Source organism: Siccibacter turicensis LMG 23730, assembly GCF_000463155.2.
Classification (GTDB): Bacteria; Pseudomonadota; Gammaproteobacteria; order Enterobacterales; family Enterobacteriaceae; genus Siccibacter; species Siccibacter turicensis.
In genome coordinates, this window is sequence record NZ_AWFZ01000028.1 from 204,335 (window position 1) to 226,136 (window position 21,802).

Sequence of the window (21,802 nt, forward strand, 5' to 3'; positions counted from 1 at the left end):
CTTATTCGGCGTCCGGCGTTTCGCTTTTGTATTTCGCTGCGGTCTCAGCGATCAGCGTCTGCAGCTCGCCGCGCTGGTACATTTCAATGATGATGTCGCAACCGCCAACCAGCTCGCCGTCAACCCACAGCTGCGGGAAGGTGGGCCAGTTTGCGTATTTCGGCAGCTCGGCGCGGATGTCCGGGTTCTGCAGAATATCCACGTAGGCAAAACGCTCGCCGCATGCGGACAGCGCCTGCACGGCCTGGGCGGAGAAGCCGCAGCTTGGCAGTTTCGGGGAGCCTTTCATGTACAGCAGAATCGGGTTTTCGGTGATCTGGCGCTGAATTTTTTCGATGGTGTCGCTCATTGTTTACTTCCTCAAGCTTAATACGGCAGTCAATAGCCTGTTATTGTAGCGGGTTGCTGGCGGGTGGGAAAACAGCATTTGCGGTGCCGTTACGCCCTGACCGCCGGGCCGCGGTTAAACATACATGAAGAATAACATTTTTCTTACCTGTACCCCATGAAATCTCGTCAGGCTGATTGCGCCAACATAATGTGCGCCCCCACGCGTATTTGACGAAATGGCTATTAACTTTGCCTCTTTTTTTCGATTAGAATCGTCTGGTTTTGGAATACTATAAGCTCGCATTGTTGCCTGCATCTCACGAGGGACTAGCCAGTGGCGCGTATTAAGACAATCTCAGTCACGCTCTGTGCTGTAATACTGACAACATTTACCTTCATCGCAACGCCCCAGGCGGTTGCGTCCGAACACGCGCGTCCGGCCGCGGTACACAAGAGCAGCACCGCCGCCAGCGCCAAAGTTAAAAAGAAAAGCGCACCAGCCAAAAAGACGGCGAGTAAAAGCACCAAAAGCAGCACGGCGGATAAGAAAAAACGCACCACGGTAAAAAAACGCACCACAACGTCCAGCTCCACCCCCGTCACCGCCCGTCAGCGCACCGCCTCTCGCACCCTTAGCCGTACCGCTTCCGTCAGCGCCAGCGCCGCCTGCCGCAAAAATCGTAGCGCAAAACAGCGCGCAGCCTGCCTGCAAACGCGCAGCGCCAAAGGCGTCACCATCGCCGACGCGCATAAAATCCGCGTGCAGAAAGCCCAGAAAACCGCGATGTCTAAACTGATGCAGCAGATCGGCAAGCCCTACCGCTGGGGCGGCAACTCGCCGCGCACCGGTTTCGATTGCAGCGGGCTGGTGTGGTACGCCTATAAGGATCTGGTCAAGTTTCGTATTCCGCGCACCGCCAACGAGATGTATCACCTGCGCGACGCCTCCCCTGTCGATCGCGGCGCGCTGGAAACCGGCGATCTGGTGTTCTTCCGCACCCAGGGACGCGGCACCGCGGATCACGTGGGCGTCTATATGGGTAACGGCAAGTTTATCCAGTCCCCGAGCAGCGGCCAGGGCATTCAGGTCACCAGCCTGAGCGAGGACTACTGGAAACGCCACTACGTTGGCGCCCGCCGGGTTATGACCTCCAGCACCATTCGCTAGCCGGTGCTCAATAAAAAAAGGAGAAGGTCGCCCTTCTCCTTTTTTGTTGCCTGTCGTTCCTGCGCCGTTACTCCGCAGGGCAGATTTCCGCCTGCGGTTTACGCGAGGAGATCAGCACCAGCAGCAGGCCAGCGGCGGCAATGATCGCCCCCATCACCGGCACCACGCTGTACCCCAGCCCGGCGGAGATCACCGCCCCACCGGCCGCCGCGCCCAGCGCGTTACCGAGGTTAAACGCCCCGATATTGACCGACGACGACAGGCCCGGCGCCTCGCTGGCAACGCGCATCACACGCATCTGCAGCGGGGGCACCACCGCGAAGGTTGCCGCGCCCCACACCACCATACTTAGTGCCGCACCGGGTTGGCTCTGCGCCAGCCACGGGATCGCTGCCATAATGACGATCAGCAGCAGCAGAAACCCTTTCAGCGTGCCGTTCACCGAGCGGTCAGCCAGCTTACCGCCCAGGTAGTTGCCAAGGGAGAAGCCCACGCCAATCAGCACCAGCATCCCGGTCACAAACGCCGGCGAGGCGTTGGTCACGTGATGAAGTACCGGCGCAATATAGGTATAGAGGGTGAACATCGCCCCGGCGCCCAGCACCGTGGTCAGCAACGCGCTCAGCACCTGCGGACGCACCAGCACCGCCAGCTCTTTACGCACGTCGGGACGCGCCCCTGCTCCGCCTTTTGGCAGCGACAGCCACAGGCTGACCATGGCGATCAGGCCCAGCGCGGCAGTGGCGAGGAATGACATCCGCCAGCCGATGGTTTCCCCAAGCCAGGTCGCCGCCGGTACACCGCCGATATTGGCGATGGTCAGCCCCATAAACATGGTCGCCACCGCGCTGGCCTGCTTCTCGCGCGGCACCACGCTGGCGGCCACCACCGACCCCAGCCCAAAGAAGGCGCCGTGGTTGAGGCTGGTGAGGATGCGCGACAGCATCAGCGTGGTGTAGTCCGGCGCAATGGCGGATAGCACGTTGCCGAGGGTGAAGATCGCCATCAGGAAGATCAGGGCGCTGCGCCGGGCGCGATGCGACAGCAGCAGCGTCATGATCGGCGCACCAATCATAACCCCCACGGCGTACGCGCTGATAAGCATACCGGCGGCGGGAATGGAGACGTCCACGCCGCGGGCGATGACCGGCAGCAGCCCCATCGGTGAGAATTCAGTGGTGCCGATACCAAAAGCGCCGATGGCCAGCGCCAGAAGCGGATAGTTGATTTTCAATGTGTTAACTCCGGGTCGCTCGCCGGGATAACCGCTTACGACCGATACCGCGCAGGCGGCGATGACTGTGAGGGCGACAGGATGCCAGCTTGACGGCGAAAACAGAAGTCACAAAATCGGCAAAGAATTATTGCTGTTTTGTTGATAATCGAAGGGAGAGATGCGAGGCAGATCACGATTTGTTGCGCAAACGGGAGAAAAGCGGCGCTTCTCTCCCGTCTGAAGGGGTAGTGCTTAGTGCAGAACCGCGGTCAGCGCGCCAAAAACGATGAGGCCCAGCGTGACGACGGTAGTAACCAGCGAAAATTTTAGATCTTTATTCATTTTCCGACTCCTGATTGTCCCTATAAAATGTAGGTCTGGATCATTTTTGCATAGTTAGCGGCAAAAATCCTCCGGGATTTAGTTTGATATGCGTTTTATCGCTTCCCCTTTTGCTGCGAATCAGCCAAAATTCGTCGCTAAATTATTTTGATTACCGGCCACTATCCCCTCCTGACGTCTGGTGTGACTTCCCCGGTTTTGCGCAACACAACATTGTTGCAACCGAGGCTTAACACAGGCAAACGTTTACCTTGAATATTTTCAGGAGGTTAGAGGATGGTCTGGAGTGATATACAATGGCAACAATAAAAGACGTAGCGAAAAAAGCAAACGTATCCACAACCACAGTTTCACACGTTATTAACAAAACCCGTTTCGTGGCGGAAGAGACGCGCAACGCGGTGTGGGCGGCCATCAAAGAGCTGCACTACTCCCCGAGTGCCGTGGCCCGCAGCCTGAAGGTGAACCACACCAAGTCCATCGGCCTGCTGGCGACCAGCAGCGAAGCGGCCTACTTTGCCGAAATCATCGAAGCGGTCGAGAAGAACTGCTTCGAGAAGGGCTACACCCTGCTGCTCGGCAACGCCTATAACAACCACGAGAAGCAGCGCGCCTACCTGTCAATGATGGCGCAAAAGCGCGTCGACGGCCTGCTGGTCATGTGCTCCGAGTATCCGGATTCGCTGATCAGCATGCTGGAAGAGTACCGCCATATCCCGATGGTGGTGATGGACTGGGGCGAAGCGCGCGCCGACTTTACCGACTCGGTGATTGATAACGCCTTCGAAGGCGGCTACATGGCCGGGCGCTACCTGATTGAACGCGGCCACCGCGACATCGGCGTTATTCCGGGTCCGCTGGAGCGCAACACTGGCGCTGGCCGTCTGGCGGGCTTTATGAAGTCGATGGAAGAGGCGCAGATTTCCGTGCCGGAAAGCTGGATTGTGCAGGGCGATTTCGAGCCGGAGTCCGGGTATCGCGCCATGCAGCAGATCCTCTCCCAGTCGCATCGCCCGACCGCGGTGTTCTGCGGCGGCGATATCATGGCGATGGGTGCCATCTGCGCCGCCGACGAGATGGGGCTGCGCGTCCCGCAGGATATCTCGGTGATAGGCTATGATAACGTGCGCAACGCCCGCTACTTCAGCCCGGCGCTGACCACCATCCATCAGCCGAAAGACTCCCTCGGTGAAACGGCGTTCAACATGCTGCTGGACCGCATCACCAGCAAGCGCGAAGAGTCCCAGACCATCGAAGTACATCCGCGTCTGATCGAACGCCGCTCCGTGGCCGACGGCCCGTTCCGCGACTACCGCCGTTAATTCCCGGCCGGGAGCCTGTCACTCAGGCTCCCGCAGCCACTCCCGATTCAGCGTCTCACTGTCTCCCAGATAATCCAGCAGCCACTGTAGCGCTGGCGAGGTATCGTTTTGCCGCCACGTCAGGCAGCAGGCCGCATCCGGAAACGGATTCTCCAGCGTCAGCGCTTTCCACTCCCCGCTTAGCAGCCACGGCCTGGCGACGTGCGACGGCACCATGCCGATGCACAGCCCCGCGCTCAGGCACTCCTCGCCAGACGGCCAGTCCGGGGCCACCAGCCGCCGCTGGTTGTCGAGCAGCCAGGTGATGCGTTTGGGCAGCGAGCGCGAGGTGTCTTCCAGCACCAGCGACGGCCAGTTGCGCAACAGGTCATCGCTCAGCGCCTCATCGCGTTGCGCAAGCGGATGGTGGGCCGCCACCACGCACTGCCAGCTCAGCATGCCCATATCGCGAAAGGCGTAACGTCCGCCGACCGGGATTGCCTGGGTGGCGCCGATGGCCAGCTCCACGCGCTCGTCCGCCAGCGCATCCCACACGCCGTTAAACACCTCCTGGGCCACCAGCAGTTCAACGTCCGGGAAGTGGCGATAGAAGTCGAGCACCAGCTGGCGGGTGCGCTCCGGCCGCACAATGTTATCCACCGCAATGGCCAACTGACCGCGCCAGCCGTTGGCTATCTGCTGGCACTGCTGGCGCGTGACCATCATTTTTTTGATAACAGAGCGCCCCTCTTTGAGAAACCACGCCCCGGCGGGCGTCAGGGCGACGTCGCGATGGCGTCGCTCAAACAGCGGTACCGCCAGCCACTCCTCCAGCTGACGCACGGTATAACTGACGGCGGACGGCACGCGATGCAGCTCCTGCGCGGCGGCACTGAAACTGCCGTTGCGCGCCACGGCGTCGACCACTTCAAGGGAATATTCAGACCACATGGTGTTTTGCCTGCAAAATTTTTGAATGCAACCTGCAAATATTACCGTTTCACAAGCCGGAACGCACTTCTTACACTCACGCCCCGTCAACCTGCCGCCGTTAAAACGAGAAATACCATGCGACCATCTAAAGGATTTTTATTCTGGCTTGCCGGGCTGAGCGTGCTCGGCTTTCTGGCAACCGACATGTACCTGCCGGCCTTTGCCGCGATACAGCAGGATTTACAGGTCCAGCCCGCCGCGGTGAGCGCCAGCCTGAGCCTGTTCCTGGCCGGCTTTGCGCTGGCGCAGCTGCTGTGGGGACCGCTCTCTGACAGCTATGGCCGCCGCCCGATTCTGCTGATCGGCCTGGCTATTTTTGCCCTCGCGAGCCTCGGCATGGTGTGGGTGGAGAGCGCCACCGGCCTGCTGGTGCTGCGCTTTATTCAGGCGCTGGGGGTGTGTGCCGCCGCGGTGATCTGGCAGGCGCTGGTGACCGATTACTACCCGATGAACGCCCGGCGCATTTTCGCCACCATCATGCCGCTGGTAGGGCTCTCGCCTGCCCTCGCCCCGCTGCTAGGCAGCTTCATCCTCAGCCACAGCGGCTGGCAGACCATTTTCGTGGTGCTGTTCGCCATTACCGTGGCGCTGATGATCCCGGCCCTGCGCCTGAAGCCGCTGCCGAAAAAAGCTGCCGCCGCCGATGCACCGGCCCTGCGCTTTGGCGCCCTGCTGCGGTCGCGGGTGTTCAGCGGCAACGTGCTGATCTACGCCGCCTGCTCCGCCAGCTTCTTCGCCTGGCTGACCGGCTCGCCGTTTATCCTGAGCGAAATGGGCTACGGCCCCGGCATTATCGGTCTGAGCTATGTTCCGCAGACCATCGCGTTTCTGATTGGTGGCTACGGCTGTCGTAGCGCGCTGCAGAAGTGGTCCGGCCCACGCATGCTGCCCTGGCTGTTGATCGCCTTTGCCCTGAGCGTCGCCGCCACCTGGGCGGTGGGCCTGCTGGCAACCCCGTCGCTGACGCTGCTGCTGATCCCGTTCTGCGTGATGGCGATGGCCAACGGTGCCATCTACCCCATCGTGGTGGCTGCCGCGCTGCTGCCCTTCCCGCAGGCTACCGGCCGTGCAGCGGCGCTGCAAAACACCCTGCAGCTGGGGCTGTGCTTCCTGGCAAGTCTGGTGGTATCGGCGCTGGTCGCCTGGCCACTGGCGGCCACTACCGGCGTGATGCTGGGCACCATCGTGCTGGTCGCCCTTGGCTGGAAGCTTCAGGCCGTCGCCCCCGCCGCGTCGCCTGTCGCTGTGCAGGAGTAATAACTCAGGCGATAATGTTATTCTCGCCTAATTAGTTTGCTAAGATTTAATCTTGAACCCCCCCGCAGCGGGGCCTATACTGATCCCCGTTTCTGCACCCGGTAGTACCCTAAAATCAAGCAGAAACGGGGGGTTTGGAACGCCCCTCATCACCACGGACGGCAATTCTGGCAAGGGTTTTCATCCCTTCCTCTGTTCATCGTCAGAAATCAGGCACGCGGTGTAAACCGTGATAATTCTCTCATTCCTGAAATTGCGACTACGCTGTTTTAAGGTTCCGATCACAGGTGGGTGATGGAGAAGCTATGAGTTCATCATGTATAGAAGAAGTCAGCACACAGAATAACGAGTGGTACCGTATCGTTAACGAGCTGCTCAGCCGCGCGGACGTTCACATCAACGGCAGCGCCCCCGGCGATATTACGGTTCACAACCCGCACTTTTTTAAACGCGTTCTGCAGGAAGGCTCGCTGGGCCTCGGCGAGAGCTACATGGACGGCTGGTGGGACTGCGACCGGCTCGATCTCTTTTTCACCCGCGTGCTGCGCGCCGGGCTGGAAAAGCAGCTTCCGCATCATTTCAAAGATACCCTGCGCATCCTCGGGGCCCGTCTGTTTAACCTGCAAAGCCGCAAGCGTGCCTGGATGGTGGGCAAAGAGCACTACGATCTCGGCAACGACCTGTTCAGCCGCATGCTCGATCCGGCGATGCAGTACTCCTGCGGCTACTGGAAAACCGCCGACAATCTGGCGGATGCCCAGCAGGCCAAGCTGAAACTCATCTGTGAAAAGCTGGAGCTGAAGCCGGGCATGACGCTGCTGGATGTCGGCTGCGGCTGGGGCGGGCTGGCGGAGTATGCGGCGCGCCACTACGGCGTGAGCGTGCACGGCGTCACCATCTCTGCCGAGCAGCAGAAGATGGCCCAGGCGCGCTGCGCAGGGCTGGACGTCACTATCCGTCTGCAGGATTATCGCGATCTCAACGAGCAGTTCGACCGGGTGGTTTCGGTAGGGATGTTTGAGCACGTTGGTCCGAAAAACTACGCCACCTATTTCGAGGTGGTGGATCGTAACCTCAAACCCGACGGCCTGTTCCTGCTCCATACCATCGGGTCGCGCACCACCGATAACAACGTCGATCCCTGGATCAACAAGTACATCTTCCCCAACGGCTGCCTGCCGTCGGTACGCCACATCGCGAACGCGGCGGAAAAGCACTTCGTGATGGAAGACTGGCACAACTTCGGCCCGGACTACGATAAAACGCTGATGGCGTGGTATGCGCGTTTCCAGGCCGCCTGGCCGGAGATCGCCGATAACTACTCCGAGCGTTTTTACCGCATGTTCACCTACTACCTGAACGCCTGTGCCGGGGCGTTTCGGGCGCGTGACATCCAGCTGTGGCAGGTGGTATTCAGCCGCGGCGTGGAAAACGGCCTGCGCGTAGCACGTTAATGACGCCTCTCCCCGACCCTGTCGGGGAAGGTGTGACCTTTCTCACGGTTTCCCACACCTTATCTCGCCGGTAGTGATCTGCTTAACAATTAAGTCATTATGCGTTGGAAACCGGTTTCCATGTTGTTTCACAATCATGACGCCCCTACGACATCACAAGGAAAACGTCATGAGCCTGTATCAGAACATGGTCCATGTTATCGAAAACAAAATTACCCCACTGGCCGGTGCGATGGGCTCGCAACGGCACGTGGTCGCGATCCGCGACGGCTTTCTCGCCGCGCTGCCGTTTATGATTATTGGTTCGTTTCTGCTGGTGTTTATCTTTCCGCCCTTCTCCCCCGATACGCAAAACGCCTTCTGCCGCGGCTGGCTGGATCTGTCGCTGAAATACCGCGAACAGCTGATGCTGCCGTTCAATCTCAGCATGGGGGTGATGACCTTTTTCATCTCGGTTGGCATCGGTGCCAGCCTCGGTAAACACTACAAGCTCGATCCGACCATGACCGGTCTGCTGGCCTTTATGGCGTTTTTGCTGGTGGCCGCCCCTTACAAAGACGGGCAGATCTCCACCCAGTACTTCTCCGGTCAGGGCATCTTCACCGCGCTGATTACTGCTATCTACGCCAGCGAAATGTACGCCCTGCTGAAGCGGCGCAATATCACCATTCGCCTGCCGAAAGAGGTGCCAACCGGCGTGGCGCGCTCGTTTGAGATCCTCATTCCGGTAGTGGTGATTATCGCCACCCTGCACCCGCTGAATCTGATTATTGAGAGCACCACCGGGATGATCCTGCCGGAAGCCATCATGCATCTGGTTTCCCCGCTGGTCGCCGCCTCGGACTCCCTGCCGGCGGTGCTGATTTCGGTGCTGATCTGCCAGATCCTGTGGTTTGCCGGCATTCACGGGGCGCTTATCGTCACCGGCATCATGAACCCGTTCTGGATGGCTAACCTGTCGGCCAACCAGGCGGCGCTGGCGGCGGGCAGCGCGCTGCCGCACGTCTATCTCCAGGGCTTCTGGGACCACTATCTGCTGATTGGCGGCGTGGGCTCCACCCTGCCGCTGGCGCTGCTGCTGCTGCGCAGCCGGGCGGTGCACCTGCGCACCATCGGCAAGATGGGCGTGGTGCCGAGCTTCTTTAACATCAACGAGCCGATTCTGTTTGGCGCCCCGGTGATCATGAACCCGGTCTTTTTCCTGCCGTTTACGCTGATCCCGATGGTCAACGCCATCCTCGCCTGGACCGCGACTAAACTTGGCTGGGTGGCGCAGGTGGTTTCCCTGACCCCGTGGACCACCCCAGCGCCAATTGGTGCCTCCTGGGCCGCCAACTGGGCGGTCAGCCCGGTGATAATGTGCCTGGTGTGCATGGTGATGTCGGCGCTGATGTACTACCCGTTCCTGAAAGCCTACGAGCGCACCCTGCTCCAGCAGGAAGCCAACGATAACGTTAAAAGTGACACTGTCACTGCAAGCTGATTTTTTCTCACCCTGAGAGGATGCAATGGACTACGTTTTTCCGAAGAATTTCTGGTGGGGCAGCGCAAGCTCCGCGCCGCAAACCGAAGGTGAAAGCCTGCGCTATGGTAAAAGCCCCACCGTCTGGGATCACTGGTTTGACGCCCAGCCGGAGCGCTTCCATCAGGGCGTCGGCCCGGCAGATACCTCTACCTTCTACCAGAACTGGAAGGCGGATATCGCCCTGCTCAAGCAGCTCAACCACAACAGTTTCCGCACCTCAATTTCCTGGGCGCGGCTGATCCCGGACGGGACGGGTGAGGTTAACCCCGAGGCGGTCGCGTTCTATAACCAGGTGATCGATGAGCTGCTGGCCCAGGGGATCCCCCCGTTCATCAACCTGTTCCACTTTGATATGCCGATGGTGATGCAGGAGAAAGGCGGCTGGGAGAGCCGCGAGGTGGTGGACGCCTATGAACACTATGCCCGCACCTGCTTCTCGCTGTTTGGCGACCGGGTAAAAACCTGGTTTACCTTCAACGAGCCGGTGGTGCCGGTGGAAGGCGGCTACCTGTACGATTTCCACTACCCGAACGTGGTGGATTTCCGTCGCGCCGCCAGCGTGGCCTATCACACGGTGCTCGCCCACGCCCGGGCGGTGAAGGCCTGGCGTGACAGCGGTCGTGACGGGGAGATTGGCATCATTCTTAACCTCACCCCCTCCTACCCGCGCTCGCAGCATCCGGCGGACGTCAAGGCGGCGCACATCGCCGATCTGTTCTTTAACCGCAGCTTCCTCGACCCGGTGCTGCGCGGCAGCTATCCCGAGGATCTGGTCGCCCTGCTGCGGGAGTACGACATGCTGCCGGCCTGCCAGCCGGAGGATGCGGCGTGCATTCGCGACGGCGTGGTGGATCTGCTCGGCGTTAACTACTACCAGCCGCGGCGCATCAAGTGCCGGGACGATGCGGTGAACCCGGCCAGCCCCTTTATGCCGGAGTGGTTCTTCAGCGCCTATGAGATGCCGGGCCGTAAAATGAACCCGTATCGCGGCTGGGAAATTTACGAGCGCGGCATCTATGACATCCTCACCAACCTGCGGGAAAACTACGGCAACCCGCGCTGCTACATCTCGGAAAACGGCATGGGGGTGGAAAATGAGCAGCGTTTTGAAAAAGACGGCAAGATCGATGACCAGTACCGCATTGAGTTCGTTCGCGAGCACCTGAAGTGGCTGCATAAAGGCATCAGCGAAGGCAGCAACTGTCTGGGCTATCATATGTGGACCTTTATCGATAACTGGTCCTGGTGTAACGCCTATAAGAACCGCTACGGATTTGTCTCCCTCGATCTCGACACCCAAAAGCGCACCATGAAGCGCAGCGGGGAGTGGTTCAGCCAGACGGCGGAACGCAACGGCTTTGACGAGTAGCTTACGGCGGGCATCATGCCCGCCTGCTTTGCAGGAAACGACCATGTCCAATATTAACGACGTCGCGCGACTGGCCCAGGTGTCTAAAGCCACAGTGTCGCGGGTACTGAGCGGCAGCCGCGGCGTAAAGGAAGCCAGCCGTCTGGCGGTGCTGCGCGCCGCCGACGCGCTCAACTATAAGCCCAGCGCCATCGCCCGCTCGCTCACCAACCAGACCACCCACTGCATCGGGGTGATCTGCGCCACCGAGCACGTTCAGCAGTCTACCGGCTACCTTCAGGCGCTGGAGAAGCAGCTGAGCCAGCATCGCAAGCACCTGCTGCTGCGCTTTGCCAGCGATGCCCATGCGGTGACGCAGGCCGTGGATGAGCTCTCCGGCGGGCTGTGCGATGCCCTGCTGGTGGTGGGGGCGCGCTTTGCGCTGCCCGACATGCAAGAGGAGGTCATTTTCATTGACTGCCTGAGCGCCCCGGCGGCGCTGAGCATCTCCTGCGACCGGCGCTTCGCGGCGCAAACGGCGGTGGAGTACCTGAGCCGCCATCAGCGTCGGGATATCGCGCTGATCAACTTCAGCGGCGGCGAGGCGGCGCAGGAGACGCTGCTGGGCTATCGCGAAGCGGCGGAGAACCACCTCATCCCGTTTAACCGTCAGCGGGTGATCGAGGGCGAAAGCAGCCTGCGGCTGGCGCTGCAAAAGCTCATCAACAGCGGCGTGAAGTTTAACGCCCTGCTGGTGACCGATGATGCGCAGGCGCAGGAGGCGATGGCAATGCTGGACGACTACCAGATTCGGGTGCCGGAGCAGGTGCTGGTGTTCAGTCTGGACGGCAGTACGCGTCTGCCTGGCCAGGCAGCGATTCCGGCCATTGAGTATTCGCTGGAAGGGATTGCGCGGCGGGCGGTCGCCCGGCTGCTGGGGCTGGGCGACCCGTCAGACAGGGTGCGCGGCACCCTGCTGTGCGACTAACTTACTGCTCGGCGGCGTCCTGCACCGCAGCAGCAATGGCCGCTTCACGGCTGGCCATCACGCGCTCGACGGTATCCACTACCGCCTGTGTCTGCGGGTCGATCTCAATGTTGACCCGCTGACCCAGCTTTCTGCTACCAAGCGTGGTGCGCTGCAGCGTTTCCGGGATCAGGTGTACGCAGAAGCGCGTCGCGGTGGTCTCCCCGACCGTCAGGCTGATGCCGTCCACCCCGATGTAACCCTTCTGCAGAATGTACTTCATCAGCTCCGGCTGCTGGAGCCTGAACCAGATCTGGCGGTTGTTCTCAGAGGTGAGGATTTTCGCCACCTCGGCGGTGGTCATGATATGGCCGGACATCAGGTGGCCGCCGATCTCATCGTTGAACTTCGCGGCACGCTCGATGTTTACCACGTCGCCCTCGCGCAGTTCGCCAAGGTTGGTGACGCGCAGCGTCTCTTTCATCAGATCGAAGCTGACCCGGTTGCCGTTGATCTCCGTTACCGTCAGGCAGCAGCCGTTGTGCGCCACCGAGGCACCGGTTTCCAGGCCCGGCAGCAGGTCGTCCGGCAGTTCCACCACATGGGTGCGGAAGTTCGGTTTTTCGTCGATGCTGACCACTTTTGCGGTGCCCTGTACGATACCCGTAAACATTATTCTCTCTCCTCAATCCGTAACGCGGTCTGCGCCGCAACGCTCTGTTCAGCACAATAACAGGTGGAAAATCCCCTTGCCAGCCCGCGTCACTTTTCGTGCACTATTTCACTGGCTTAATGAATAACTGACGCTACAATAGTCAGCAATTCCCCGCACTCTCTTCTTGCTGCCACGTATGGCGGCTTTTTTGTCTCTCATATAACAACAATACAGGTGTTCACGTGCAGAAGTACTCCAGCGAAGCGCGTCAGTTACTCGCTCTGGCGATACCGGTGATCCTTGCGCAGGTCGCGCAGTCATCGATGGGTTTTGTTGATACCGTGCTGGCCGGCGGCTACAGCGCCACCGACATGGCGGCGGTCGCCATCGGCACCTCTATCTGGCTGCCGGCGATCCTCTTCGCCCACGGCCTGCTGCTGGCGCTGACCCCCACCATCGCGCAGCTTAACGGTGCGGGCCGTCGCGATCGCGTCGCCCACCAGGTGCGTCAGGGCTACTGGCTGGCGGGCTTCTCGTCGGTGCTGGTGATGGTGGTGCTGTGGAACGCCGGTCATATCATTCACGCCATGCATGATATCGACCCGAAAATGGCGGATATCGCGGTGGGCTACCTGCGCGCGCTGGTGTGGGGCGTACCGGGCTACCTGCTCTTCCAGGTGGCGCGTAACCAGTGCGAAGGGCTGGCGAAAACCAAGCCCGGCATGGTGATGGGCTTTATCGGGCTGCTGGTGAACATCCCGCTTAACTATATTTTCATCTACGGCCATTTCGGCATGCCGGAGCTGGGCGGCGTCGGCTGCGGTGTGGCAACCGCCGCGGTCTACTGGGTGATGTACCTCTGCATGACGCTGTGGGTGCGCCGCGCGCGCTCCATGCGCGACATCACCGCCGATTCGCGCTTCGAGAAGCCGGACTGGCAGGTGCTGAAGCGTCTGACCCAGCTTGGCCTGCCGATTGCGCTGGCGCTGTTCTTTGAGGTGACGCTGTTTGCCGTGGTGGCCCTGCTGGTGTCGCCGCTGGGAATCGTTGACGTGGCCGGCCACCAGATCGCGCTTAACTTCAGCTCGCTGATGTTCGTCCTGCCGCTGTCGCTGGCGATGGCCGTGACCATTCGCGTCGGCTACCGTCTGGGCCAGGGCTCGGCGGAGCAGGCCAAGACCTCTGCCCTCACCGGCCTGATGGTGGGTGTCGGCATGGCGTGCGTGACGGCGCTGTTCACCGTAACGCTGCGCGAGCAAATTGCCCTGCTGTACAACGACAACCCGGCGGTGGTCGCGCTGGCGTCGCAGCTGATGCTGCTGGCGGCCATCTATCAGCTCTCCGACTCCATCCAGGTGATCGGCAGCGGCATTCTGCGCGGCTACAAGGACACCCGCTGGATCTTCTATATCACCTTCACCGCCTACTGGGTGCTGGGGCTGCCGTCGGGCTACATTCTGGCGCTCACCGACTGGGTGGTGCCGCCGATGGGCCCGGCCGGATTCTGGATGGGCTTTATCATCGGGCTGACCTCTGCGGCGGTGCTGATGATGACGCGGATGCGCTTCCTGCAGCGTCAGCCGCACGCGGTTATTTTACAGCGCGCATCGCGTTAAGGCCCGAGCCGCCTGTGGGCGGCTACTTTCTCTCCATTTTGCGCAGATGCGCAGCAATCGCGTGAATTCAGTGAGAAAATTGCCATTTAGCGCTTGCCAGGCGGCAGGCGGATCGCTAATATTCGTCCCCGCTGTCAGCGACAGTCAGTGCGTTCATAGCTCAGTTGGTTAGAGCACCACCTTGACATGGTGGGGGTCGTTGGTTCGAGTCCAATTGAACGCACCATTTCTCTTCTCAGTGCGTCCGTAGCTCAGTTGGTTAGAGCACCACCTTGACATGGTGGGGGTCGGTGGTTCGAGTCCACTCGGACGCACCATTCATCTTTTCTCCCGTATCACTTCCCTGTTTTCCCAACGCGCTATTTCCCGCGTGCTGCATCACACTCGTCGAAAAAAACACCCGTTATCTCCCTGTTCCTGATAAGACTTTTCCGATTACTGCCGATAACCCCTTTATTCCGCTACGAATAACGAGGATGCGTTGATGGGGTTGCTGAATAAAAAATTATCATTGCAGGGGCTGAAAGGTAAACTTGCCGGCGCGGCCAGCAGCGTGACGGAAACGGTGCAGACGGTGTCGGGCACCACCACCTCCGCGGCCCGGGTCGCCTTTGACGCCACCCGGGCAAAGGCGGTCAGCACCTCGGAAGAGATTCGCAACTTCAACTACAGCGAACTGAAGAAAAAAGAGTACTACAAGCACAAGTTCGTCACCTATAAATCCCTCAGCAGCGCCCGCATCAGCGAGATGTACCGCACCACGTTTGAAGTTGATAAATCCACCCTGGAGATGATCGACGACGTGCGCAGCAGGCTGCCGGTACCGGCAGCCACCATAGACGATATTTTCGAGCAGTGCCGACGGGAAGCGATGCGCCGGGCCATCGCCTCATTTGCGCTGGGCGGCGTGATGCAGGAGATCGACGCCCACAGCGCGGCGAAGTACAGCAACCTGTCGGAAAGCTATACCACCTTCCGCACCCGCGCCGGGAATGCCATGACCGATGACCCGCACTTCGCCGCGATGAAGGATACGCGCTATGAAGCCCGGGCCGAGTGGTCCCTGCTGGAGAACGGCTACAACCGCGCCGACCCGCTCGACCCGTACAGCGCCGATATCGAGCACGTGGTGGCGAAAAAAGCCTTCTACGACGATCTGCTTATCCGCATGGGTACCACCGACGAGGCGTTTTACAGCCTGATTAATTCCCCTGACAACCTGGTCTTTGCCGATGCCTCGCTCAACCGCTCCATGAAGGCCGCAGACGTGAATACCTACCTGCAAAATAACGGGCGTGTCGACCCTCTTGACCCCGCGCTGATTCACGTTGATATCACCCAAAAAGATGGCCAGATCAAAACCGTGACGGTGAACAAAAATGATGTGCAGGAGGCGCTGGACCGCGCCCACGCCCATCAGCAGCACCATCGTCTGGAAGCCGCAAAAGAGGTGGGCGTCACGATGGCGAAAACCGGGGCGACCATGGCGGCCCAGCAGGTGGTAGGGCTGATCGTTCTTGAAACCGTGGACATTTTCATCGATGAGATCAAAGGCCTCTCGCAGGAGGGCCGGATGATCAACAGCGACGGCTGGGTGAAAAACGCCCAGCAGATGAGTGAACGCATCAAAACGCGGCTGACGGCGCGCGTGGAGGAGCGTCAGATCTGGGCCCGCGCCCGCGCGCTCGGCATTGAGAGCGGCATCAGCGGCGCGCTCAGCGTCATTCCGCAGATCCTTATCTCCCTGATCGTCAAAATGCCGGCGTTTGTGCTGGCGCTGATCCGGGAGTGTACCCTCAGCACCGTGCGCTGCGTGCGCGTGCTGGCGAGCAAGGAGCCGGACAAGCTGGCGAACATCAAGGTTATCCTCGCCGGCGCGGCGGCGGGTATCGTCGGGCTTTACGTCGCCCGGGTGATTGGCAACGCCATCGCCACCGTGCCGCTGCTCAACAAATTCAACCACCAGATCACCGACGTGCTGACCGGGCTGGTGGTCACCGCCGTACCGCTTACCGCGATCTATACCTTCGAACAGAATAAAAACCGGCTGCTGTTCACCCTCGGTAACCTGCGCCGCACCGGCGCGGTGCGCCAGAGCGACGCTGCGGTAGAGTAACGCCGTCATCCCTGGCAACAGCGACACCGCTGTTGCCGGGGTCAACCGGCTAGCCGCGCACCGTCAGCGCGTCATACCCTTTCAGCCGATAGGTGAGAAACGACAGGCCCCAGCACACCGCCAGCAGGCCGGTGACGATGAACCCGGCGTTGCCCATCTGCGCATTCAGCGCGCCAACCACCTGCCATACCCCGCCCTCCAGCCCGAGCTTATCCATTAACAGCCCCAGCGCTTCCAGCCCGCCGATAAACAGGGCGATGGCCATCGAACTGCCGGTGATGGTCATGTTGTAGTAGAGCTTGCGCTGCGGCTTGTGGTATGCCCAGCCGTAGGCGCCCACCATCATCAGGCTGTCGAGGGTGTCGATCAGCGCCATGCCGCTGGTGAACAGTACCGGAAACACCAGAATCGCCCACACCGACATGCCATGCGTGGCGCTGGCGGCGGAGAGCCCCAGCACGCCGACCTCCGTGGCGGTGTCAAAGCCGAGGCCAAACAGAAAGCCCACCAGATACATGTGCCAGCTCTTACTGACCAGCCGGAACGCCGGACGAAACAGCCAGCTCATCGCCCCACCCGGCACCCCGTCCGTCGCGTCGACCCCCGCCTCGCCGCGGGTCATGCGCCTGAAGCTGCGCCACACCCCGCGCAGGATCGCCAGGTTGACCAGCGCCATCGCCAGTAAAAACAGCGCCGATACCGCGGTGCCAATCGTGCCGCCGGTATCATGAAGCCAGGCCAGATGGCGGCTGAACGCCGTGGCGGTAGCGGCAATGGCGATGCAGGCCAGCATCACGATGCTGGAGTGACCGAGGGAGAACCACGCCCCGACGCCGGTGGGACGTCGCCCCTGCTGCATCAATTTGCGGGTGACGTTGTCGATGGCGGCGATGTGATCCGCATCCATCGCGTGACGCAGCCCGTAGCTCCAGGCCAGCAGGCTGGCGGCCATCAGCGTCGGTGTATGGCTAAACAGCGTCAGCGCCATCCCCCAGGCGGCAAGGTTAGCGACGCCCAGCGCCAGCAGCAACAGCGCGGCGCGGGGATGAGAAGTAATACGTTGGATTAACATGGTGATAGTCCCGTTCAGAAGAGTGTCGCGGCGGCAATGACCGCCTGACCAAAAGCAATCGCACCGTCCCCGGCGGGAAGCCGCTGCGGAAACAGCACGTCAACATCGTGTAACCAGTGCGCCAGCCGGGCGCGCAGCAGCCGGTTGTGCATCACCCCGCCGCAGCAGACGACGGTGCGCGTCCCGGCCCGCCGCGCTTCGCGCCGTGCCAGCTCTGCCAGCCCCTGGGCCAGCGCGTCATGAAACGCCCAGGCACGTTCGCCGGGGGTGGCGCGCCACGCCAGCCACTGCTGCCAGAAAACCGCCAGATCGAGGTGGTTGCCGTGCAGCGGGAGCGTCACCGGGTGGGTGGGCGGCGCCGCGCTCAGCGCCAGGGCTTCCAGCCGACAGGCGGCCTCCCCCTCGTAGGTCTGGAAGGCCGGGGCGCAGCCCACCGCACAAGCTACCGCGTCAAACAACCGCCCGGCCGAGGAGGCCAGCGGAGCGTTAATGCCGCGCGCCATCGCCCGTGCCAGCGGCTGCCACGGCAGGTGTGACAGCGCCGTCGCCTCGGGGCGCTGCGCCCAGTCCGGGACAAAGGTCTGCCACTGGGCGAGCAGGTTACGCCACGGCTGCCGGGCGCAGAGATCGCCCCCCGGCAGCGGCACCGCGGGTAGCCCGCCGCACCGCACGCTGGTGCGATAGTTGACCGCCAGGCACTCCCCGCCCCACAGCGTGCCGTCGTCCCCCCAGCCGAGGCCGTCCAGCGCCAGGGCAATCACCGTCCCGCCATCGCGCGGCCATCCGTGCTCGGCCAGGCACGCCGCAGCATGGGCGTGATGGTGATGAACGGTCAGCGACGCCAGCCCCATCTGCGCCCCGAGCTGAACGCTGCGGTAGCCCGGATGGGCGTCGGTGACCACCTGCTGCGGGGTGAAATCCCAGATTGCCCCAAGGGTGACCAGCGCCTGCTGCCACTGGGCCTCCACCGCCGCATCCCCCAGGTCCCCGAGATGCTGGCTGAGCACCGCCTGGTCGCCGCGCACCATGCAGAAGGTGTTTTTCATGTCCGCCCCAAGGCACAGCAGCGGCGGCACGTCGTGAAACCCCGGCGGCAGTGGCAGCGCGTCGGGCACGTAGCCCCTGGCGCGGCGCAGCATCTCGCCGCTGGGGCGTACCACCGAGTCGTCCATGCGCTGCAGGATGTCCCGGTTGTGCAGCAGCCAGCCGTCGGCGATGCCGCGCAGCGATTGCAGCGCCTGATCGTTGGTCAGCGCCGGTGGCTGCCCGCTGCGGTTCCCCGAGGTCATCACCAGCGGCCTGCCGAGATCCTGAATCAGCAGATGCTGGAGCGGGTTCGACGCCAGCATCACCCCCACCTCGTTGAGCCCGGGGGCGATGCCCTCGCTGAGCGCCAGGCACGCCTTGTCCACCAGCACCACCGGCGCCGCCGGGGAGGTCAGCAGGCGCCGGGCGGTCACTGGCAGCCTGTCGGCCAGCGCGGCGGGGATCATCACCGCCAGCGGTTTTGTCGGCCGGGCTTTGCGCACCCTGAGCCGGGCCACCGCCGCGTCGTTTCGCGCGTCGCACGCCAGATGAAAGCCGCCGAGCCCCTTAACGGCGACGATCTCCCCGCGGCGCAGGGCCGCCACCGCCGCGTCGAGCGCCGCGTCGCGCACCTCGCGGCTCCCCTTTGCGTGCCAGCATATCTGCGGGCCGCAGGTCGGGCAGGCGGTCGGCTGGGCGTGAAAGCGGCGGTCAGCCGGATCGCGGTACTCCCGCGCGCAGGCCGGACAGAGCGCGAACGGCGCCATCGCGGTATTGGGCCGGTCATACGGCATCGCCCGAATAATGGTGAAGCGCGGCCCGCAGTGGGTGCAGTTGATAAACGGATAGCGGTAGCGCCGCCCGGCGGGATCGTTCATCTCGCGCAGGCACGCCGGGCAGGTCGCGGCATCGGGCACAATCTGGGTGGCCATCTTCCCGCTGCCGCTGGGCAGGATGGTGAAGGCATCAGGCGGCGCATCCCAGCGCCAGGCGCAGGCGGTCACCGCCTCAATGCGCGCCAGCGGCGGGCAGGCCTCGCGAAGCCTGGCGCAGAACGCCTGCCCGTCCCCCAGCAGCCGCACCACCACCCCGGCGCCGTCATTGCTGACGTCGCCGCGCAGGGAAAGCGCCTGCGCGAGCTGCCACACAGCCGGACGAAAACCGACACCCTGCACTTTGCCGCGGATACGTATCAGGGTGCCGTCGGCACCCCTGTCGTCTCGCGCCGCCAGACCGCGGCTCATGCGTGCGCCGCGTCCCGCAGGCGGGACTTCATTTCGCTGTAGCGGGTCTGGGCATAGCTCTCGGCCCACGCCTGATCCTCAATGGCGCTCACCTTCACCGCACAGTATTTGGTTTCCGGAGTTTTGGAGATCGGGTCGAGATTATCCTGGGTCAGCTCGTTGCAGGCGCCGATCCACCACTGATAGGTCATGTAGACGGTACCGACGTTGATGCGCTCGCTGACGTCGGCCCGGCTGATCACCTTCCCGCGACGGGAGTTCACCCATACCAGCTGGCGGTCGGCGATACCAAGCTGCGCCGCATCCTGAGGGTTGATCTGCACAAAGCCCGGCTCGTCGGCAAGGGTTTGCAGCGCCGCGCAGTTGCCGGTCATGGAGCGGCAGGAGTAGTGCCCCACTTCGCGCACTGTGCAGAGCACCAGCGGGTAGTCGGCGTCCGGCACTTCGGCGGGTTTGCGCCACGGGGCGGCGAACAGCTGGCCTTTGCCGCTCGGGGTGTCGAAGCGGTTACCCTGATAAAGATACGGCGTGCCGGGGTGATCCAGGGTCGGACACGGCCACTGCACGTGGCCCAGCTCGCCCATTTTTTCATAGGTGACGCCGTAGAACAGCGGGCAGAGTTCGCGCATTTCGTCCCAGATCTGCTGGTTATCGCGATAGTGCATCGGGTAGCCCATCGCCTGGGCAATCAGGCTGATGATCTCCCAGTCGCGCTTCACGTCGTACTGCGGTTCGATGGCTTTTTCAAAGCGCTGGAAGCCGCGGTCGGCGCAGGTAAACACCCCGCCGTGTTCGCCCCAGGAGGTGGCGGGCAGCAGCACGTCCGCCGCTTCGGCGGTTTTGGTCATAAAGATGTCCTGCACCACCACAAAATCGAGCGCCTCGAACCCCTCACGCACCAGGCCCAGGTCCGCTTCGGTCTGGAGCGGGTCTTCCCCCATGATGTAGTAGGCCTTGACCTTGCCCTCCAGCGCCAGGTGCGGCACTTCGGTGATGCGCACCCCGATCTCCGGGTCCATCAGCGCCGGGTCAACGCCCCAGGCGCGGGCAAATTTTTCCCGTACCGCCGGGTCCACCACGTCCTGATAGCCAGGGAACTGGTTCGGGATCACCCCCATATCGCAGGCGCCCTGCACGTTATTCTGCCCGCGTACCGGGCCAACGCCCACGTGCTCGCGGCCCAGGTTACCGGTGAGCAGCGCCAGGCTGGAGAGCCCTTTCACCACGTCCACCGCCTGGCCGAACTGCGTCACGCCCATGCCCCACATAATGGTGGCCGACGGCGCGGCCGCGTAAGTGCGCATCGCCTGGCGGATCTGCCGGGCGCTGACGCCGGTGATGTGCTCGACGTTTTCCGGGGCGTAGTCCCGCACCGTCTCACGCAGGGCGTCCAGCCCCTCGGTGTAGCGCGCCACGTAGGCTTTGTCGTAGAGGTTCTCCTCCAGCAGCACCCAGATGAAGGCGTTGACCAGCGCCATGTTGCAGCCGTTGTTGATCTGCAAATGCTGGTCGGCGATGCGGGCGGTTTCAATGCGGCGCGGATCGCAGACGATGATTTTCGCCCCGTTCTGCTTCGCCTTGATGACCCGGCGCGCCACGATGGGGTGTGAGTCGGCGCAGTTGTAGCCAAACACCAGCAGGCATTTTGAGTGTTCGAGATCGCCAATGGAGTTGCTCATTGCGCCGTTGCCGAGGGTCTCCTGCAACCCGGCCACGCTCGGGCCGTGGCAGACGCGGGCGCAGCAGTCAACGTTGTTGGTGTTGAGCACCGCGCGGGCAAACTTCTGCATCACGTAGTTGGTTTCATTCCCGGTGCCGCGCGACGAACCGGTGGTCATGATGGCGCGCGGCCCGTGTTGCGCGCGGATCGCGCTCAGACGCTCAGCGGTATAGCGAATCGCCTCGTCCCAGCTTACCGGCTCCAGCTTGCCGCCCTTCTGGTAGCGGATCATCGGCTGGGTCAGACGCGGCGTCAGCAGTTTGGTGTCGTTGAGAAAATCCCAGCCGTAGTAGCCCTTCAGGCACAGCTGGTTCTGGTTGGTGACGCCCTCGGCGGCTTCGGCACGCAGGATGCGGTTGTTTTCGACCACAAGTTTCAGTTTGCAGCCCGCGCCGCAGTAAGGACAAACGCTGGTAATCTTTTTCATCGGTCAATCCGTTTAATAATGAGAC

General features: G+C 62.0%; 17 protein-coding genes and 2 tRNA genes. 11 read left to right on the plus strand and 8 right to left on the minus strand.

Annotated elements, in window-relative coordinates; all coding sequences use genetic code 11:
- Position 1 precedes the first annotated feature (1 nt).
- Entirely contained in the window at positions 2-349 is a 348-nt protein-coding gene (locus tag DW58_RS05410) for a Grx4 family monothiol glutaredoxin (protein WP_024550094.1), read from the minus strand.
- A gap of 315 nt (positions 350-664) precedes the next feature.
- On the opposite strand from DW58_RS05410, the gene DW58_RS05415 reads away from it, so the two are divergent.
- Positions 665-1,498, plus strand: coding sequence for a C40 family peptidase (locus DW58_RS05415; protein ID WP_024550095.1), 834 nt, complete (start codon positions 665-667; stop codon positions 1,496-1,498).
- Positions 1,499-1,565: 67 nt separating this feature from the next.
- Here the strand turns inward: DW58_RS05415 and DW58_RS05420 are convergent, their stop codons facing one another.
- Complete coding sequence (locus DW58_RS05420; protein WP_024550096.1) at positions 1,566-2,732, minus strand: MFS transporter; 1,167 nt, start codon at positions 2,730-2,732, stop codon at positions 1,566-1,568.
- 234 nt (positions 2,733-2,966) lie between these two features.
- Positions 2,967-3,056 (minus strand): cytochrome bd-I oxidase subunit CydH, encoded by a 90-nt coding sequence (gene cydH, locus DW58_RS20850; protein ID WP_035885617.1) that lies wholly within the window; start codon positions 3,054-3,056, stop codon positions 2,967-2,969.
- Positions 3,057-3,352: 296 nt separating this feature from the next.
- Between cydH and purR the strand changes: the two genes are divergently transcribed.
- Entirely contained in the window at positions 3,353-4,378 is a 1,026-nt protein-coding gene (purR, locus tag DW58_RS05425; RefSeq protein ID WP_029592579.1) for an HTH-type transcriptional repressor PurR, read from the plus strand.
- An 18-nt stretch (positions 4,379-4,396) separates the two neighbouring features.
- On the opposite strand, the gene punR is transcribed toward purR, so the two are convergent.
- The gene (gene punR / locus DW58_RS05430; RefSeq protein WP_024550439.1) at positions 4,397-5,308 is read right to left on the minus strand and encodes a DNA-binding transcriptional activator PunR; all 912 of its coding nucleotides are present in this window, start codon (positions 5,306-5,308) and stop codon (positions 4,397-4,399) included.
- Positions 5,309-5,425: 117 nt separating this feature from the next.
- Between punR and punC the strand changes: the two genes are divergently transcribed.
- The 5 genes from punC (at position 5,426) to DW58_RS05455 (ending at position 11,922) form a co-directional block, all read left to right on the plus strand.
- Positions 5,426-6,607: a purine nucleoside transporter PunC gene (gene punC, locus DW58_RS05435; protein WP_024550440.1), complete on the plus strand. Its 1,182-nt coding sequence runs from the start codon at positions 5,426-5,428 to the stop codon at positions 6,605-6,607.
- 305 nt (positions 6,608-6,912) lie between these two features.
- Entirely contained in the window at positions 6,913-8,061 is a 1,149-nt protein-coding gene (cfa, locus tag DW58_RS05440; RefSeq protein WP_024550441.1) for a cyclopropane fatty acyl phospholipid synthase, read from the plus strand.
- Positions 8,062-8,230: 169 nt separating this feature from the next.
- Positions 8,231-9,544, plus strand: coding sequence for a PTS sugar transporter subunit IIC (locus DW58_RS05445; RefSeq protein ID WP_024550442.1), 1,314 nt, complete (start codon positions 8,231-8,233; stop codon positions 9,542-9,544).
- Positions 9,545-9,569: 25 nt separating this feature from the next.
- Entirely contained in the window at positions 9,570-10,955 is a 1,386-nt protein-coding gene (locus DW58_RS05450) for a glycoside hydrolase family 1 protein (RefSeq protein WP_024550443.1), read from the plus strand.
- Between the two features lie 43 nt (positions 10,956-10,998).
- On the plus strand, positions 10,999-11,922 hold the full coding sequence (locus DW58_RS05455) for a LacI family DNA-binding transcriptional regulator (RefSeq protein WP_024562729.1): 924 nt from the start codon (positions 10,999-11,001) through the stop codon (positions 11,920-11,922).
- 1 nt (position 11,923) lies between these two features.
- Here the strand turns inward: DW58_RS05455 and DW58_RS05460 are convergent, their stop codons facing one another.
- Positions 11,924-12,574: a riboflavin synthase gene (locus DW58_RS05460; RefSeq protein WP_024551138.1), complete on the minus strand. Its 651-nt coding sequence runs from the start codon at positions 12,572-12,574 to the stop codon at positions 11,924-11,926.
- 224 nt (positions 12,575-12,798) lie between these two features.
- On the opposite strand from DW58_RS05460, the gene mdtK reads away from it, so the two are divergent.
- The 4 genes from mdtK to DW58_RS05480 all read left to right on the plus strand — a co-directional run bounded on the left by mdtK (position 12,799) and on the right by DW58_RS05480 (position 16,288).
- Positions 12,799-14,172 (plus strand): MdtK family multidrug efflux MATE transporter, encoded by a 1,374-nt coding sequence (gene mdtK / locus DW58_RS05465; protein WP_024551139.1) that lies wholly within the window; start codon positions 12,799-12,801, stop codon positions 14,170-14,172.
- Between the two features lie 149 nt (positions 14,173-14,321).
- Positions 14,322-14,398, plus strand: a tRNA-Val gene (locus tag DW58_RS05470).
- A 14-nt stretch (positions 14,399-14,412) separates the two neighbouring features.
- Positions 14,413-14,489, plus strand: a tRNA-Val gene (locus DW58_RS05475).
- Positions 14,490-14,656: 167 nt separating this feature from the next.
- The gene (locus DW58_RS05480; protein WP_029592581.1) at positions 14,657-16,288 is read left to right on the plus strand and encodes a hypothetical protein; all 1,632 of its coding nucleotides are present in this window, start codon (positions 14,657-14,659) and stop codon (positions 16,286-16,288) included.
- Between the two features lie 49 nt (positions 16,289-16,337).
- Here DW58_RS05480 and DW58_RS05485 read toward each other — a convergent pair whose 3' ends face one another.
- The 3 genes from DW58_RS05485 to fdhF are packed head-to-tail and all read right to left on the minus strand — an operon-like array spanning position 16,338 to position 21,777.
- On the minus strand, positions 16,338-17,360 hold the full coding sequence (locus tag DW58_RS05485; RefSeq protein ID WP_024550845.1) for a HoxN/HupN/NixA family nickel/cobalt transporter: 1,023 nt from the start codon (positions 17,358-17,360) through the stop codon (positions 16,338-16,340).
- Positions 17,361-17,374: 14 nt separating this feature from the next.
- Positions 17,375-19,630 (minus strand): carbamoyltransferase HypF, encoded by a 2,256-nt coding sequence (gene hypF / locus DW58_RS05490; protein ID WP_024550844.1) that lies wholly within the window; start codon positions 19,628-19,630, stop codon positions 17,375-17,377.
- Entirely contained in the window at positions 19,627-21,777 is a 2,151-nt protein-coding gene (gene fdhF / locus DW58_RS05495) for a formate dehydrogenase subunit alpha (RefSeq protein ID WP_024562655.1), read from the minus strand. The genes hypF and fdhF overlap by 4 nt, the downstream gene beginning before the upstream one ends.
- Positions 21,778-21,802 lie beyond the last annotated feature (25 nt).